This window comes from Kitasatospora sp. NPDC051702 (genome assembly GCF_040681575.1).
Classification (GTDB): domain Bacteria; phylum Actinomycetota; class Actinomycetes; order Streptomycetales; family Streptomycetaceae; genus Kitasatospora.
Window position 1 is genome coordinate 39344 of the sequence record NZ_JBFAZB010000020.1, and the last position, 15645, is coordinate 54988.

Annotated in this window: 13 protein-coding genes and 2 tRNA genes; 11 read left to right on the plus strand and 4 right to left on the minus strand. The window is 72.0% G+C overall.

Annotated elements, in window-relative coordinates:
• Positions 1-3: 3 nt before the first annotated feature.
• Positions 4-2568, minus strand: a complete 2565-nt coding sequence (pepN, locus tag AB0N04_RS18545; protein WP_360211600.1) for an aminopeptidase N — start codon at positions 2566-2568, stop codon at positions 4-6.
• A gap of 237 nt (positions 2569-2805) precedes the next feature.
• On the opposite strand from pepN, the gene AB0N04_RS18550 reads away from it, so the two are divergent.
• A complete protein-coding gene (locus AB0N04_RS18550) occupies positions 2806-3438 on the plus strand; it encodes a DsbA family protein (RefSeq protein WP_360211598.1) in 633 nt (210 codons plus the stop codon).
• Between the two features lie 70 nt (positions 3439-3508).
• Here the strand turns inward: AB0N04_RS18550 and AB0N04_RS18555 are convergent, their stop codons facing one another.
• Positions 3509-4921: an amino acid permease gene (locus AB0N04_RS18555; RefSeq protein ID WP_360211596.1), complete on the minus strand. Its 1413-nt coding sequence runs from the start codon at positions 4919-4921 to the stop codon at positions 3509-3511.
• A 281-nt stretch (positions 4922-5202) separates the two neighbouring features.
• Between AB0N04_RS18555 and AB0N04_RS18560 the strand changes: the two genes are divergently transcribed.
• The 4 genes from AB0N04_RS18560 (at position 5203) to AB0N04_RS18575 (ending at position 8707) form a co-directional block, all read left to right on the plus strand.
• Positions 5203-5802 carry a biotin transporter BioY gene (locus tag AB0N04_RS18560; RefSeq protein ID WP_360211594.1) on the plus strand — a complete coding sequence of 200 codons (600 nt, stop codon included), beginning with the start codon at positions 5203-5205 and terminating at the stop codon, positions 5800-5802.
• 89 nt (positions 5803-5891) lie between these two features.
• On the plus strand, positions 5892-6377 hold the full coding sequence (locus AB0N04_RS18565; RefSeq protein WP_360211592.1) for a ribose-5-phosphate isomerase: 486 nt from the start codon (positions 5892-5894) through the stop codon (positions 6375-6377).
• 368 nt (positions 6378-6745) lie between these two features.
• Positions 6746-7972 carry a PP2C family protein-serine/threonine phosphatase gene (locus AB0N04_RS18570; protein WP_360211590.1) on the plus strand — a complete coding sequence of 409 codons (1227 nt, stop codon included), beginning with the start codon at positions 6746-6748 and terminating at the stop codon, positions 7970-7972.
• Between the two features lie 537 nt (positions 7973-8509).
• Positions 8510-8707: a hypothetical protein gene (locus AB0N04_RS18575; protein WP_360211588.1), complete on the plus strand. Its 198-nt coding sequence runs from the start codon at positions 8510-8512 to the stop codon at positions 8705-8707.
• A 33-nt stretch (positions 8708-8740) separates the two neighbouring features.
• On the opposite strand, the gene AB0N04_RS18580 is transcribed toward AB0N04_RS18575, so the two are convergent.
• A complete protein-coding gene (locus tag AB0N04_RS18580) occupies positions 8741-9493 on the minus strand; it encodes a DUF6348 family protein (protein WP_360211586.1) in 753 nt (250 codons plus the stop codon).
• A 246-nt stretch (positions 9494-9739) separates the two neighbouring features.
• Between AB0N04_RS18580 and AB0N04_RS18585 the strand changes: the two genes are divergently transcribed.
• On the plus strand, positions 9740-10300 hold the full coding sequence (locus AB0N04_RS18585) for a hypothetical protein (RefSeq protein WP_360211584.1): 561 nt from the start codon (positions 9740-9742) through the stop codon (positions 10298-10300).
• 101 nt (positions 10301-10401) lie between these two features.
• On the opposite strand, the gene AB0N04_RS18590 is transcribed toward AB0N04_RS18585, so the two are convergent.
• Positions 10402-10472: transfer RNA gene (locus AB0N04_RS18590), tRNA-Gly, on the minus strand.
• Positions 10473-10672: 200 nt separating this feature from the next.
• Between AB0N04_RS18590 and AB0N04_RS18595 the strand changes: the two genes are divergently transcribed.
• The 5 genes from AB0N04_RS18595 to clpX all read left to right on the plus strand — a co-directional run bounded on the left by AB0N04_RS18595 (position 10673) and on the right by clpX (position 15588).
• Positions 10673-10746 (plus strand) — tRNA-Pro (locus AB0N04_RS18595).
• Positions 10747-11040: 294 nt separating this feature from the next.
• The gene (gene tig, locus AB0N04_RS18600; protein ID WP_360211582.1) at positions 11041-12432 is read left to right on the plus strand and encodes a trigger factor; all 1392 of its coding nucleotides are present in this window, start codon (positions 11041-11043) and stop codon (positions 12430-12432) included.
• Positions 12433-12712: 280 nt separating this feature from the next.
• A complete protein-coding gene (locus AB0N04_RS18605; RefSeq protein ID WP_360211667.1) occupies positions 12713-13330 on the plus strand; it encodes an ATP-dependent Clp protease proteolytic subunit in 618 nt (205 codons plus the stop codon).
• 56 nt (positions 13331-13386) lie between these two features.
• Positions 13387-14049: an ATP-dependent Clp protease proteolytic subunit gene (locus AB0N04_RS18610; protein ID WP_359975274.1), complete on the plus strand. Its 663-nt coding sequence runs from the start codon at positions 13387-13389 to the stop codon at positions 14047-14049.
• A 249-nt stretch (positions 14050-14298) separates the two neighbouring features.
• A complete protein-coding gene (clpX, locus tag AB0N04_RS18615) occupies positions 14299-15588 on the plus strand; it encodes an ATP-dependent Clp protease ATP-binding subunit ClpX (RefSeq protein WP_063347569.1) in 1290 nt (429 codons plus the stop codon).
• Positions 15589-15645 lie beyond the last annotated feature (57 nt).

The window sequence follows — 15645 nt, forward strand, 5'->3', positions numbered from 1 at the left end:
CCGTCAGGCGCGGTCGCAGGCCTGCGCCCGCAGGGCGCGGGCCAGGTCGTCGCGGCACTCCAGGACCAGGCGGCGCAGCGCCGGAGCGGCCTGCGGGTGGCCGTCCAGCCAGGCGTCCGCCTCGGCCAGGGTCGACTCGCCGGTCTGGGCCCGCGGGAAGAATCCGGCGACGATGCGCATCGCGATCTCGATGGTCCGCTCGGACCAGACCCGCTCCAGCAGCTTGAAGTAGGGCGCCGCGTACAGCGCGGTCAGGTCGCGGTGGGCGGCCACCGAGAAGCCCGCGATGTTGGCCTCGACCAGGGCGTTCGGCAGCTCGTCCGAGTCGACGACGGCCGACCAGGCGGCCGCCTTGGCCTCCGGGGTGGGCCGGGCGGCCAGGCACTGGGTGTACTGGCGCCGCCCGCTGGCGGTGTTGTCGGCGGCCAGCTCGCCGGCCAGCTCCTCGTCCCCGGCCTGGCCGGCGGCGGCCAGGGCCAGCCAGAGCGCCCAGCGCAGCTCCTGGTCGACGCCCAGGCCGTCGATCCGGGCGCTGCCGGCCAGCAGGCCGCGGACCAGTCCGAGGTGCTCGGCGCCGCCCGCGGTCTGGGCCAGGAAGCGGGCCCAGGCCAGCTGGTGGTCGCTGCCGGGGACGGCGGCGCGCAGCTCGTGCAGGGCGCCGTCGGCCAGCCGGCGGCCGCCCTCGGCCCGCCAGGCCGGGTCGGCGTAGAGGTCGACGGCGGTCTTCGCCTGGAGGTGCAGCGACTGCAGCACGCCGATGTTGCCCTCCCGGCCGGCGAAGCGCAGCACCAGGGCGACGTAGTCGCGGGCCGGCATCAGGCCGTCCCGGGTGAGGTTCCAGACGGCGGACCAGGCGAGCGCCCGGGCCAGGTCGTCGCGGATGTCGCCGAGACCGGCGCGCAGGGTCTCCAGCGAGTCGGGGTCGAAGCGGATCTTGCAGTAGGTGAGGTCGTCGTCGTTGAGCAGGACCAGAGCCGGGCGGGGGCGGCCGACGGCCTCGGCGACGACGGTGCGCGCGCCGGTGACGTCGAGCTCGATCCGCTCCGAGCGCACCAGGGCGCCGTCCGGGTCCCGGTCGTAGAGACCGACCGCGATCCGGTGCGGGCGCAGCACGTCGCCGTCCTGGACGACGGCGAGCTCGGTGATCCGGCCCGCGGCGTCGGTGGTGAGCTGCGGGGTGAGCGAGTTGACCCCGGCGGTCTGCAGCCAGGCGGCGGCCCAGGAACGCAGGTCGCGGCCGCTGGTCTCCTCCAGCACGTCCAGCAGGTCGGTGAGCTCGGTGTTGCCGAAGGCGTGGCGCTTGAAGTAGCGGCGGGCGCCCTCGAAGAAGGCCTTGGAACCGACGTAGGCCACCAGCTGCTTGAGGACGGAGGCGCCCTTGGCGTAGGTGATGCCGTCGAAGTTGAGCTTGGCGGCCTCGAGGTCGCGGATGTCGGCGGTGATCGGGTGGGTGGTGGGCAGCTGGTCCTGCCGGTACGCCCAGGCCTTGCGCTGGTTGGCGAAGGTCACCCAGGCCGAGGAGTACCGGGTGCGGGCGCCGATCAGGCCGTAGGAGCCCATGAAGTCCGCGAAGGACTCCTTCAGCCACAGGTCGTCCCACCAGCGCATGGTGACCAGGTCGCCGAACCACATGTGCGCCATCTCGTGCAGGATGACGTTGGCGCGGCTCTCGTAGGCGGCGTCGGTGACCTTCGAGCGGAAGACGAACTCCTCCTTGAAGGTCACGCAGCCCGGGTTCTCCATGGCGCCGATGTTGTACTCGGGGACGAACACCTGGTCGTACTTGCCGAAGGGGTACGGGTAGTCGAACTCCTCGTGGAAGAAGTCGAGTCCGAGCTTGGTGACGCCGAGGATCTCGTCCGCGTCGAAGTACTGGGCGAGGGACTTGCGGCACAGCGCGGCGAGCGGGACGTCCAGGGTGGTGCCGTCGGCGAGCTCGCGGCTGTAGTGGTCGGCGGCGACGTGGTACGGGCCGGCCACGACGGCGGTCAGGTAGGTGGAGATCGGCTTGGTCGGCGCGAACTCCCAGGTCCGGGCGGCGCCTTCGGCGGTGACGGTCTCGTGGACGGCGTTGGAGCGGACGTCCCAGGCGGCGGGGGCGGTCACCGTGAAGGTGAACGGGGCCTTCAGGTCGGGCTGCTCGAAGGTCGCGAACACCCGGCGGGCGTCGGCCGGCTCGTAGTGGGTGTAGAGGTACGTCTCGCCGTCCACCGGGTCGGTGAAGCGGTGCAGGCCCTCGCCGGTGCGGCTGTAGGCGCAGTCCGCCTCGACGGTGAGGACGTTCTCGGCGGCGAGGCCGTCGACGTGCACGCGGGCGCCGTCGTAGGCGGTGGCCGGGTCGATCGTGCGGCCGTTCAGGGTGATCGAGCGGACGGCGGGCGCGAGCAGGTCGAGGAAGGTGGCGGCGCCGGGCTCGGAGCAGCGGAAGGCGACCGTGGTGGTGGAGCGGAAGACGGCGGCCGCGGGATCGGGGGCGGAGGTCACGTCCAGCCGGACCCGGTAGCCGTCCACGGCCAGGATGCTGGCCCGCTGCTGGGCTTCGTCGCGGCTCAGGTTCTTGCCCGGCACGGCGGTACTCCTTTGTCCGGCTCGCACGGTGGTGCGTCTGTGGGTGGTGCGTCTGTGGGTGGTGCGGTCTCGGCACGCGGTGTCCGCGCCCCGCAGGGGCATCCTTTCACGCCCTCCGGCGCCGGTACCATTGCACAGCCGTGGTGGCGGGCCGGAATCAGCGGCGCCCGCGGGGTGTTGGGCTGCTCGGGGTGGAACACCTCCCCGATCCACTAGCACTCACGAAGGACGACCGCAGTGACGACTGCCGCTGAGCGCAAGACCGCCGACTTCTGGTTCGACCCGGCCTGCCCGTGGGCGTGGATGACGTCCCGCTGGCTGATCGAGGTGCAGCAGCTGCGCCCGGTGGACGTGAACTGGCACGTGATGAGCCTGTCGGTGCTGAACGAGCACCGCGACCTGCCGCAGAACTACCGCGAGCTGCTGGACAACGCCTGGGGAGCGGTGCGGGTCTGCATAGCGGCCGCCCAGCAGCACGGCGACGAGGTGCTCGGCCGGCTCTACACCGAGCTCGGCCTGCGCTTCCACAACCAGGGCCTGCCGCAGAACCGGGAGACCGTCCGGGCCGCCCTGGTGGCGGCCGGCCTGCCCGCCGAGCTGGCCGACGCGGCCGACACGGAGGAGTACGACGAGGCGCTGCGGGCCTCGCACAAGGAGGGCATCACCCTGGTCGGCGAGGACGTCGGCACCCCGGTGATCGCGGTCGAGGGCGCGGACGGCGAGCGGGTCGCCTTCTTCGGCCCGGTCGTCACCCCGGCCCCCAAGGGCGAGGCGGCGGCCCGGCTGTGGGACGGCACCCTGCTGGTGGCCTCCACCCCGGGCTTCTACGAGATCAAGCGGACCCGTACGGCGGGCCCGTCCTTCGAGTAGGCGACGCCCCTGCACGCCCGGAGGCCCGGTACCGCTGGTCGGTACCGGGCCTCCGGGCGTGCGTGCGGGCTCAGCGGGCGGCGGCGTCCCGGCGCTGCTTGACCAGGCCGGCGGCGATCAGCAGGACGACCAGCACCCCGGCCGCGTACAGCTGCTCCCGGTTGCCCTCGGTGGTGGTCATCAGGCCGAGGATGCCGACCACGGCGGCCATCGCCACCCAGGTCAGGTACGGGTAGCCCCACATCTTCACGGTGAGCAGCTCGGGCGCCTCGCGCTCCAGCCGGCGGCGCATCTTCAGCTGGACGATGCAGATGAACAGCCAGACCACCAGGATGGCCACACCGGTGGTGTTCATCAGCCAGGTGAACACGGTGTCGGGCCAGAACTTGGCGGCCAGCACGGCGCCGAAGCCGAACAGGCAGGAGACCAGCACCGCCCGGCGCGGCACGCCGCCGCTCACCTTGGCCAGCGCCTTGGGGCCCTGGCCGCGGCCGACCAGCGAGTAGGCCATCCGGGAGGCGCCGTAGATGTTGGCGTTCATCGCGGAGAGCAGCGCGATCAGCACCACCACCTCCATGATCGTCCCGGCGCCGGGCACGCCCAGGTGGCGCAGCACCGTCACGTACGGGCCGTCGGCGACGACCGCCGGGTCCTTCCAGGAGACCAGGGTGACGACCAGGGCCATCGAGCCGATGTAGAAGATCGCGATCCGCCACACCGCCGTGCGCACCGCGTTGGCGACGTTCTTCTTGGGGTCGTCGGACTCGGCCGCGGCGATGGTCACCGTCTCCAGGCCGCCGTAGGCGAAGACCGAGGCCAGCAGGCCGACGATCAGTCCGCTGACGCCGGTGGGCAGGAAGCCGCCCTGGCCGGTCAGGTTGTCGGTGCCGGGGGAGCCGGGGCCGAGCACCCCGGCCACGCCGAGCCCGCCGAGGACCAGGAAGGCGATGATCGCGGCGACCTTGATGGTGGCGAACCAGAACTCGAACTCGCCGAAGTTCTTCACGGCGGTGAGGTTGCTGGCGCAGAAGAAGACCATGAACAGGCCGACCCAGACCCAGGCGGAGACGCCCGGGACCCAGCCGTTGACGATCTTCCCGGCGGCGGTGGCCTCGGCCGCGACGCCGCAGCACAGCATCACCCAGTACATCCAGCCCGCGGTGATCCCGGCCCAGGGGCCGACCTCCTTCTCGGCGTGCACCGAGAACGAGCCGGAGGCGGGCCGGGCGGCGGACATCTCGCCGAGCATCCGCATGATCAGCATGACCAGCAGGCCGGAGAGGGTGAAGGCCAGGATGATCGCGGGGCCGGCGGCCGCGATGCCCGCGCCGGAGCCGACGAACAGGCCGGCGCCGATCACCCCGCCCAGCGCGATCATCGACAGGTGGCGCTGCTTGAGGCCGTGCGAGAGCTGCTGGCCGGAGGCCGGGGGAGCGCCGGTGTCGGTGGTCCCGGGCGCTGTGGGCGCGGAGGTGGGGGCCATAGGGTTGGTTCCAGACTGTGCGGAATGCGGCATGAGTTGTCCAATATCCGGGGACACCTCGGGTCATGCCAACGTGGTCGGCGCCGGGCCCACCATGTGGTCCGGACGGTCACCGGGTGCGACCGGGTGGTCACCCGCCGTCGGTTTGGGCCGGAATGGGCCGGACCCGACAACGGTCGAGGGCGGGGCTTTGTCCGAAACCGTGGCGGTGGCGGAGTGGATCACCACGTAGGTTCACAGGTGTTCACTCACCTGAGCACCCCCCCCGGAGGAGACCCCCGATGGCCACTGCCACCACCCCGATACCGCGCCGCGCCGTCCTCGCCGACCTGCTGCCGTCCGCGACCACCCGCCTCGGCGCCCAGGCCCGCGACCTGGCTCTGGTGGCCGGCGGCGCCGCACTGACCGGTGTGGCGGCCCAGCTGTCCGTCAACGTCCCCGGCTCCCCGGTGCCCGTCACCGGCCAGACCTTCGCCGCCCTGCTGGTCGGCACCGCGCTCGGCACCCGCCGCGGCGTCGCCTCGCTCGGCCTCTACCTGCTGGCCGGCATGGCGGGCATGCCCTGGTTCGCCGAGGGCACCTCCGGCTGGGCGATGCCCTCGCTCGGCTACGTGCTCGGCTTCGTCCTCGCCGCCGGCCTGACCGGCGCGCTGGCCCGCCGCGGCGCCGACCGCACCCCGGTCAACACCGCCGTCACGATGGTTCTCGGCAGCCTCGCCGTCTACGCGGTCGGCGTCCCGTACCTGGCCCTGTCGCTGCACGTCCCGCTCGCCCGGGCGGCCGAACTCGGCCTCTACCCCTACCTCGTCGGCGACGCCCTGAAGGCCGTCCTCGCCGCCGGCGCCCTCCCGCTCGCCTGGAAGCTCCTCGGCCGCCGCTGAGGCCCTTCCCGGCGAACCGGGCGTCAGGGGCGCCGGGCGCGCCCGGCCCTGTGCGGAGCCCGGGGCCAGGCGCATGCCACACTCATGGCATGCGCGTGTACCTGGGCTCCGACCATGCCGGATACGAACTGAAGAACCACCTCGTGGAGTGGCTCAAGGAGGCCGGCCACGAGCCGGTCGACTGCGGGCCGCACATCTACGACGCCGAGGACGACTACCCGCCGTTCTGCCTGCGCGCCGCCGAGCGCACCGCCGCCGACCCGGAGGCACTGGGCGTCGTGATCGGCGGCTCGGGCAACGGCGAGGCCATCGCCGCCAACAAGGTCAAGGGCGTGCGTGCGGCGCTGGCCTGGAGCGAGCAGACCGCCTCGCTCGGCCGCGAGCACAACAACGCCAACGTGATCTCCGTCGGCGGCCGGATGCACACCCTCGCGGAGGCCACGAAGTTCGTCGAGATCTTCCTCAACACCCCCTACAGCGGCGAGCCCCGGCACACCCGCCGGATCGAGATGCTGAGCGAGTACGAGACCACCGGCGAGCTCCCGCCGATCCCGGCCCACCACCCGCAGGGCTGATCCCTCCCCGTCCACCCTCCTCCGACGGCCGGTCGCACGTTCGCGTGCGGCCGGCCGTCGTCGTTCCTGTCGCCTGTCGCCCGCCGACGCTGCCCACCGCCGCGTCCGGCGGCCCGAGCGGCCCGAGCGGTCCGCGGCCCGGCCGGCCTGTGTCATCCGACACAGGTCCCCGGGCGTGCGATCGACGCCCCGCGCGGGGCGCGTGCGCCGCCCGTGTGGTTCGTACGCCCAACCGGCGCACGCCTCCTGACGTCGCGCCCGCCGCGGCGCCGATCGGCCGAAACCGGCTGACCGGCCCGCGCCACGGCGCATTCGCCACCGTCCGAGCCGTCGACGCCGGGCGGTACCCGTGGATAGGGTCGGGCCCCATGGCTGGCAGACCGCCGGGCGCACCGCCCCAGACGACTGCGACGAGGCCCGGCGCCGCCAAGGCGTCCGCGCCCGTGACGGCCCGGTTGCGCATGGTGCTCCGCCGGGCCCGCCGAAGGCTGCGCACGGCCGGGGTCGACTACTTCCGCGGCGGGGCCGCCGACTGGCCGGTGCTCTGCGCGCTCGCCCTGCTCGTGCCGCTGCTGATCGTGCTCAACGTCTGGATGCCCGCCTGGGCCCCGCCCACGGCCCTGGTCCTGCCGATCCTGGCCGGTGCGCTGCTGCTGCGCCCCGGCAGCCTGGTGGTGCTGTACGCGCTGGCCGCGCTCGGCCTCTCCGCGGAGTCCGTGATCCACACCGGCCAGCGGGTGGCCAGCGAGAACCCCGAGGCCTACACCTACGGCGTGACCCCGGGCGCGGCCCTGGTGGTCGGCGCCGCCGGGGTGGGCGGCCTGCTGCTGGCCCAGTTCCGGGCCCGGGTCGGGGTGCCCTGGTGGGGCGGCTCGACCATGCTGTTCGACCTGCGCGAGCGGCTGCGGGTGCAGAGCCGGGTGCCCGAGCTGCCGAGCGGGTGGCACGCGGACATGGCGCTGCGCCCGGCCGGCGGGCAGTCCTTCTCCGGGGACTTCGTGGTCGCCGCCCGGACCGGTCCGGGCCAGCGGCTGCTGGAGGTGGTCCTCGCGGACGTCTCGGGCAAGGGCATGGACGCCGGCTCCCGGGCACTGCTGCTGTCCGGGGCCTTCGGCGGCCTGGTCGGCTCGCTGCCCGCGCACGACTTCCTGCCCGCCGCCAACGGCTACCTGCTGCGCCAGTCGTGGGAGGAGGGCTTCGCCACCGCGGTGCACCTGGTGCTGGACCTGGACACCGGCGAGTACGAGCTGCTGTCGGCCGGGCACCTGCCCGGGATGCAGCGGCTGGCGGGCGCCGGGCACTGGGAGGTCAAGGAGGCGGAGGGCCCGCTGCTGGGGATCTACGACGGCGCCAAGTTCGACGGCGTGCGCGGCCGGCTGAACCGCGGCGACGTGCTGATGCTCTGCACCGACGGCATGGTCGAGGAGCCTGGCCGGGACCTCTCCGAGGGGATGGACCGGCTGATGGGGGAGGCGGACCGCCTGGTTCCCGGCAGCGGGCCGGGCGCGGGTGCGGGTGCGGCGGCGGCCCTGATCGAGACGGTGGCCCGGGACATCAACGACGACCGCGCCGTCCTGCTGCTCTGGCGCGACTAGGACGGGTCCGGGACGGGTCCGGGACGCGTCCCGTGGACCACTGCCGGACCGCCGGATCCGGCCCGGCCGCGGCGGCACATGCCGGGGGCAGGTGCTGTCAAGCCGGGCAGCTGATCTTCGGCCAAATCGGACGCCCCGTCGGCTGACCGGACCTGCCGCTTCCGTTACCCGCCGCCGGCCGCTTCCCGGCCGCTCAGCGCGGCCCCGCCGACGTTTCGTCAGAACGGCTCGGCTATCGTCCCGGTCGGCGGAAACTCGTCTCGCATCGCAGGATATCGGCGTTGGGCTGACTGTCAGACCTTTACGCAATCGGCACGGTCGACCACACTGAGTCCGGGCGGGACTGTTCAGGATTCGGGGGATTGGGGGCGTCACGTGCGGCACGGCAGACAACGTTCGACCGGACCGGGCCCCTTCGCCGGCGGCGTGCCGGTCGGTCCGGGATTCCGCCTCGGGACCGTCGGACAGGCCGGGGTCCGGCTTCGCAGGTGCCGCCGGGCGGCGGCACCACGCTATGAAACGAGGAAGTGAGTCCGGGTGGCACTCTCCGTCTCCGCGCTGGTCCTGTTCGCGATCCTGTGCATCATCTTCATCCGCAACAAGCAGATGAAGATCGCGCACGGCATCGTCGCCGCCCTGTTCGGCTTCATGCTGCACGAGACCACGGTCGCGGGCTCGATCAACTCCCTGCTGGCGAACCTCGCCCACAGCATCTCGAGCATCACCGGCGGCTGACCGGGCCGGGCCGTCCGCACCCCCGCGAGGGGATCACCGGCCGGCCCGTCTGGCCTCCCGCCAGCGGGCGAACGGCCCCCGGGGGCGGACCGCCGCCGGGGCCGGAGGACGCATCGGTGCGGGTGCCTCGGCACGCGCCGGCGCGGCCTCGACCGGTGCTGCCCGCTCGGCGGTGAGCAGGACGAACAGCCGCGCCCAGCAGAGTCGTTCGCCTCGCGGCCAGTCCAGCGCGCGCAGCGCCGCCGAGGCCGCCTCGGACACCTCGCCGTCGACCCGGACCTCGGCGACGTCGTCGCCGGCCTTCCCGCCCAGGAAGAGCTTCACCCCGACCGGCCCCGGCCCGGTCAACTGCGGCCGCAGCGCGGGCGCGAGGGCCGCCATCACCCGGTGCTCGGCGAGCCAGGCCGCCAGGTGCTCGTTGCCGAAGCCGAACACCGCCGCCGGCCCCTGCACGGCGTGCCAGCCCGGGAGTTCGGGGTGGTCCGCGTGGTCGGCGTAGACGCCGCGCCCGTCGGCCAGCTCGACCAGCACCGAGGCGGTGGTGGTCGCCCACATCCGCACCGCGTTGGCGAGCTTCTCCTCCTCGGTCTTGCCGAGGCCGGCCGCGCAGTCCCAGACCACCGGCCCGTCCGCGCGGCCCAGGTGCAGCACGTAGCCGAGGTCGACGTGGCCCGAGCCGTCGCCGCCGGGGTGCTCGCGCACCGCGACCGCCGTGGTCCCGGGGCCGCGCACCACCTCGCCGTCGGCGGTGAAGACGTGCCCGAGGCGTGCCATCTCCCGCGTCACGCAGCGCTGTATGACGGCCAGTCGCTCCTGGGGACGCACCGGGACTCCTCCACCTCGGAGCGCGGCGGGTGAGCTCGCGCTCGAACTGCGCTCGAACGCCGCCGAGGCTATCGGCCCGGAACCCAACCGGGAAACCGCCGGGGCCGTTCGGCCCTCCGGTCGCGGAAATGTCCTGAATGTTCCAGTTTGGAGAGCGTTGACCCCCCGGTTCTCGGGCCGGGGGCCGCCGTCCGGCTGGAGAGCCCCATGCCCCGCACCGACCTGACGCCCCCTCGACCCGTCCCGGCCCTCGCGCCGCCGTTCCCCGCCGGGCCGGAGGGCTCCGGACTGGTCGCCGAGATCGAGGCCTACCTCGCCTCGCTGCCCGGCCCCGCGCGCCGCCCGGTGCCGTACGTCTGCCCGTACGGCACCGCGCCGCAGCCGTGGCACGCCGGGTACCCGGAGCCCCGGGCCACCGTGGTCGACCGGGTGCTGCGACGCCCCGCCCGCCCGGTGCCGGTGACCGCGGCCGACCACCTGCGGCTCGCCTCCCGCTACATCGGGGCCGTCGGCTGGCTGCAGGGCGCGATGTGGGACGCGCGCGGCCGGGTCTGCCTGCTCGGCGCCCAGGCCGCCGTCCTCGGGCACGGCTACGGCACCCCGGCCACCGTCCGCACCGCCCGGGTGCAGCTGATGGAGGTACTGCACGCGACCGGCCGCCCGGTGAGCTCCCCGGACGAGTACAACGACCGGCCGACCACCCGGGAGGCCGACGTCCACCGGCTGCTCGACCGGGCCGCCGCCCGGGCCGGCCGGCTGGGGCTCTGAGGAGGGCGGCGGGAACGGTCGAGGGGGTGGGCCCGGGGGAGGGCCGCCGCGGAAACGACACCGGCCCCGGTGCGCGCAGGCGCACCGGGGCCGGTTCGAGGAGCGGGCGACGAGAATCGAACTCGCGTGACTAGTTTGGAAGACTAGGGCTCTACCATTGAGCTACGCCCGCGCGATCCCCCGGACGTCTCCGGCCGGAAGTTCGGGGAACAGCGTACCTGGTCCGGTCGCCTCCGCGCACACCGCATTTCCCGTCCACTCGCTTCCGGGTCCTTCCGAGTCCTTCCGGAGTCCGTCCGAAGTCCTTCCGGGCCGCCCGGAACAACTCGGCGAGCCGCCAGGGCCCGGCGTGTACGCTTCCTCTCGGCACCACGGGGTGTGGCGCAGTTTGGTAGCGCGTCCGCTTTGGGAGCGGAAGGCCGTCGGTTCGAATCCGGTCACCCCGACAGTGCGGCAGGGTCTCGTCCAGGGGGCGGGGCCCTGTTCTGTGTGGGTGACGAGGTGGCGTCTGGCGTCCGCCTTTCGTGGTACCGGTAGGATGGGGCGCTGGCGGTAGTCCCTGCGGTCCCAACCCAGGTCCACCGCCCGAGGGCGAGGAGTCAACCTCACCGTCCGACCCCCGCGGGAGATGCAGCTCCAACCGCCCATCGCCCGTCTCGCCCGACCCGCTCGTACGGCCCCGGCCGGCCGCATGGGGACGGCGGAGGCAACCTGACCGCAAGCCCATAGGAGACCTAACCGTGAAGAGCGCCGTCGAGACTCTGAACCCGACCCGGGTTCGACTCACCGTCGAGGTGCCCTTCGAGGAGCTCAAGCCCAGCCTCGACGCGGCGTACAAGAAGATCAACCAGCAGGTCACGGTTCCGGGCTTCCGCAAGGGCAAGATCCCGGCTCGCGTCATCGACCAGCGTTTCGGCCGTGGCGCCGTGCTGGAGGAGGCCGTCAACGACGCCCTGCCGCGCTTCTACACGCAGGCCGTCGACGAGGGCAAGATCGAGGTCCTCGGCCAGCCCGACATCACCAACATCGAGGGTGTCGAGAAGATCGCCGACGGCGGTGACCTGAAGTTCACCGCCGAGGTGGACATCCGCCCGGAGATCACCCTCCCCGACTTCGCCTCCATCGAGGTGACCGTCGACCCGATCGCCGTCTCCGACGAGGACGTCGAGAAGTCCCTGGAGCAGCTGCGCGAGCGCTTCTCCTCGGTCAAGGACGTCGAGCGCGCCGCGGCCGCCGGCGACATCGTGGTCGTCGACCTCGAGGCCAAGGTCGACGGTGAGGTGCCGGAGGACGGCACCGCCACCGGCGTCAGCTACGAGATCGGCTCGGGCCGTCTGATCGACGGCATCGACGAGGCCGTGACCGGCCTGGAGGCCGGTGGCACCGCCACCTTCGCCACCGAGCTCAAGGGCGGCACCCAGGCGGGCAAGACCTCCGAGGTCACCGTCACCGTCACCGCCGTCCAGGAGAAGGAGCTGCCGGAGCTGGACGACGAGTTCGCCCAGCTGGCGAGCGAGTTCGACACCCTGGAGGACCTGCGCGCCGACTCCCGCAAGCGCCTGGAGCGCATGAAGGAGTACGACCAGGCCACCCAGGCCCAGGAGAAGGTGCTGGACGCGCTGCTCGGCCTGGTCGAGATCGAGTTCCCCGAGAAGCTGCTCGCGGACGAGATCCAGACCCGCAAGCACAACCTCGAGCACCACCAGCTCGAGCCGATGGGCCTGAACATCGACTCCTACCTGGAGACCCAGGGCAAGACCCGCGAGGAGTGGGACGCGGAGATCGAGGAGCAGGCGAAGAAGGGCATCAAGACCCAGTTCGTCCTGGACCAGATCGTCGCCGACGAGGAGCTGGGTGTTAACCAGGAGGAGCTGACCGAGCACCTCATCCGCCGCGCCGCCGGCTCGGGCCTCACCCCGGACCAGTTCGCGCAGCAGGTCGTCCAGGGTGGCCAGGTGCCGCTGCTGGTCGGCGAGGTCGCCCGCGGCAAGGCGCTGGCCACCGTGGTCGAGGCCGCCAAGGTCGTCGACACCGAGGGCAACGAGATCAACTTCGACGACGAGGACGAGACGGCCGAGACCGTCGAGGCCGCCGCCGAGGAGACCTCCGCCGAGGAGAAGACCGAGGCCTGATCGCCCCGGTAGCCCCTGAGGCGCGCAGTGGGCCCGGACGCCGTACGGTGTCCGGGCCCGCTGTCATTCCGCGTCATTCCGCCCGGGGCGGGGCGCGCGACCCTGCGCTCACAGCGAACAGTTCTGCGTGAGGGATTCTGCGGCCCGGCCTGCGCGTTAGGGTCCTTGGACAGCAACAATCACGACGTGATACCCGGAAGCTGTGCGACACCGTGACGGTCGCGGAGCGACCGTCCAAATCGACTGAGCAGGTGGCTAAGTGACGTTCCCGCAGATGCAGATGCCTGGCCCGATGGCGCCGCACGCCGCCTCTGGTGACGTGCTCGGCGGCCTGGGCGACCAGGTGTACAACCGGCTGCTCAACGAGCGGATCATCTTCCTCGGCCAGCAGGTCGACGACGACATCGCCAACAAGATCACCGCCCAGCTGCTGCTGCTGGCCGCGGACCCGGAAAAGGACATCTTCCTCTACATCAACTCCCCGGGCGGCTCGATCTCCGCGGGCATGGCGATCTACGACACCATGCAGTACATCAAGAACGACGTCGTCACCATCGCGATGGGCATGGCGGCCTCGATGGGCCAGTTCCTGCTGACCGCGGGCGCCAAGGGCAAGCGCTTCTCGCTGCCGAACGCCAACATCCTGATGCACCAGCCCTCCGCCGGCCTCGGCGGCTCGGCCACCGACATCCGCATCCAGGCCGAGCAGCTGCTCCGCACCAAGAAGCGGATGTCCGAGCTGATCGCCTTCCACAGCGGCCAGTCCTTCGAGCAGATCACCCGGGACTCCGACCGCGACCGCTGGTTCACGCCGGAGGAGGCCCTGGAGTACGGCCTGATCGACGCGATCATGCACAGCGCCGCGGACGTCCCCGGCGGCGGCGGCACGGGCGCCTGAGCCTCGGCCCGGCCCACGACACCACAGCCACAACGCCCCGGAGGACAAGGACCCCCATGAACATCCCCAGCCTGTCGGCCGCCCAGGCCCGCGTCGAGGACATGCGTGCCGAGGGCCGTTACATCGTCCCGCGCTTCGTCGAGCGCACCACGCAGGGCATCCGCGAGTACGACCCGTACGCGAAGCTGTTCGAGGAGCGCATCATCTTCCTCGGCTCGCAGGTCGACGACGTCTCGGCGAACGACATCATGGCGCAGCTGCTCTGCCTCGAGTCGATGGACCCGGACCGCGAGATCCAGATGTACATCAACTCGCCCGGCGGCTCGTTCACGGCCCTGACGGCCATCTACGACACGATGCAGTACGTGAAGCCGGACATCACCACGGTCTGCATGGGCCAGGCGGCCTCCGCCGCGGCCGTGCTGCTCGCCGCCGGCACCCCCGGCAAGCGGATGGCGCTGCCGAACGCCCGTATCCTGATCCACCAGCCGTACACCGAGACCGGCCGCGGCCAGGTGTCCGACCTGGAGATCCAGGCCAAGGAGATCTTCCGGATGCGCGAGCAGCTGGAGGAGATGCTCTCCAAGCACTCCAGCAAGTCGGTCGAGCAGGTGCGCGAGGACATCGAGCGCGACAAGATCCTGACCGCCGAGGAGGCCGTCGAGTACGGCCTGATCGACCAGATCATCTCCACCCGCAAGACCTCGCTGACCTCCTGAGGCCGGCACCCTCCGGAGCGGGGCGCGCATCGAGTCCGCGCGCCCCGCTCCGGCTCATCGGCGGCCTCCGTCACGGCATCTGTTCGGTATCAATTCGCCCAGGGCGTAGGGCAGACCCGGCGAAGAGGACGGAATCAGGGGCCCGGCAGAGTACCGTCGGATAGCGAGACCGATCGCCGACGGCGTTGACGGTCCACAGCACCAGGCCCCGGAACCCCTGCGGGGCCCCTGGCGAAGGGGAAGCACCTCGTGGCACGCATCGGAGACGGTGGCGACCTGCTCAAGTGCTCGTTCTGCGGCAAGTCGCAGAAGCAGGTGAAGAAGCTGATCGCCGGCCCAGGCGTGTACATCTGCGACGAGTGCATCGACCTGTGCAACGAGATCATCGAGGAGGAACTCGCCGAGACCTCCGAGGTGCGCTTCGAGGAACTGCCGAAGCCGCGGGAGATCTACGAGTTCCTGGACCAGTACGTGGTCGGTCAGGACCTCGCCAAGAAGGCGCTGTCGGTCGCCGTCTACAACCACTACAAGCGGGTCCAGGCCGGTGAGGCGGGCCGCAGCGGCGGCAACGGCCGCGAGGACGCCATCGAGCTGGCCAAGTCGAACATCCTGCTGCTGGGCCCCACCGGCTCCGGCAAGACGCTGCTGGCGCAGACCCTCGCCCGGATGCTCAACGTGCCGTTCGCGATCGCGGACGCCACCGCGCTGACCGAGGCCGGGTACGTCGGCGAGGACGTCGAGAACATCCTGCTCAAGCTGATCCAGGCGGCCGACTACGACGTCAAGAAGGCCGAGACGGGGATCATCTACATCGACGAGATCGACAAGGTCGCCCGCAAGAGCGAGAACCCGTCGATCACCCGGGACGTCTCCGGCGAGGGCGTGCAGCAGGCGCTGCTGAAGATCCTGGAGGGCACCACCGCCTCGGTGCCGCCGCAGGGCGGGCGCAAGCACCCGCACCAGGAGTTCATCCAGATCGACACCACCAACGTGCTGTTCATCGTCGGCGGCGCGTTCGCCGGCCTGGAGCGGATCATCGAGGGCCGGGCCGGCGCCAAGGGCATCGGCTTCGGCGCCAACATCCGCTCCAAGCGGGAGTCGGACGCCAGCGACCACTTCCGTCAGGTGATGCCCGAGGACCTGGTGAAGTTCGGGATGATCCCCGAGTTCATCGGCCGTCTGCCGGTCATCACCAGCGTGCACAACCTGGACCGCGAGGCGCTCCTGCAGATCCTCACCGAGCCGAAGAACGCGCTGGTCAAGCAGTACCGCAAGCTCTTCGAACTGGACGGCGTGGAGCTGGAGTTCTCCCGCGACGCGCTGGAGGCGATCGCCGACCAGGCGATCCTGCGCGGGACCGGCGCGCGCGGTCTGCGGGCCATCATGGAGGAGGTGCTGATGTCCGTGATGTACGAGGTGCCCTCGCGTCAGGACGTCGCCCGCGTGGTGGTCACCGGGGACGTCGTCTCCAAGCACGCCATCCCCACCCTCGTCCCGCGCGACATGATCAAGCGCGAGCGGCGCGAGAAGAGCGCCTGACCCGCCCTCCGGACGGAGAGGGGCCCCGCACCGGACGGTGCGGGGCCCCTGCTCGTT

What these genes read in the sequence shown, in the direction of transcription:
- AB0N04_RS18555 (WP_360211596.1), bottom strand. Translation starts at nt 4,921, where the DNA reads ATGGCCCCCACCTCCGCGCCCACAGCGCCCGGGACCACCGACACCGGC.
- AB0N04_RS18565 (WP_360211592.1), top strand. Translation starts at nt 5,892, where the DNA reads ATGCGCGTGTACCTGGGCTCCGACCATGCCGGATACGAACTGAAGAAC.
- AB0N04_RS18610 (WP_359975274.1), top strand. Translation starts at nt 13,387, where the DNA reads ATGAACATCCCCAGCCTGTCGGCCGCCCAGGCCCGCGTCGAGGACATG.
- AB0N04_RS18560 (WP_360211594.1), top strand. Translation starts at nt 5,203, where the DNA reads ATGGCCACTGCCACCACCCCGATACCGCGCCGCGCCGTCCTCGCCGAC.
- AB0N04_RS18570 (WP_360211590.1), top strand. Translation starts at nt 6,746, where the DNA reads ATGGCTGGCAGACCGCCGGGCGCACCGCCCCAGACGACTGCGACGAGG.
- AB0N04_RS18605 (WP_360211667.1), top strand. Translation starts at nt 12,713, where the DNA reads ATGCCTGGCCCGATGGCGCCGCACGCCGCCTCTGGTGACGTGCTCGGC.
- AB0N04_RS18585 (WP_360211584.1), top strand. Translation starts at nt 9,740, where the DNA reads ATGCCCCGCACCGACCTGACGCCCCCTCGACCCGTCCCGGCCCTCGCG.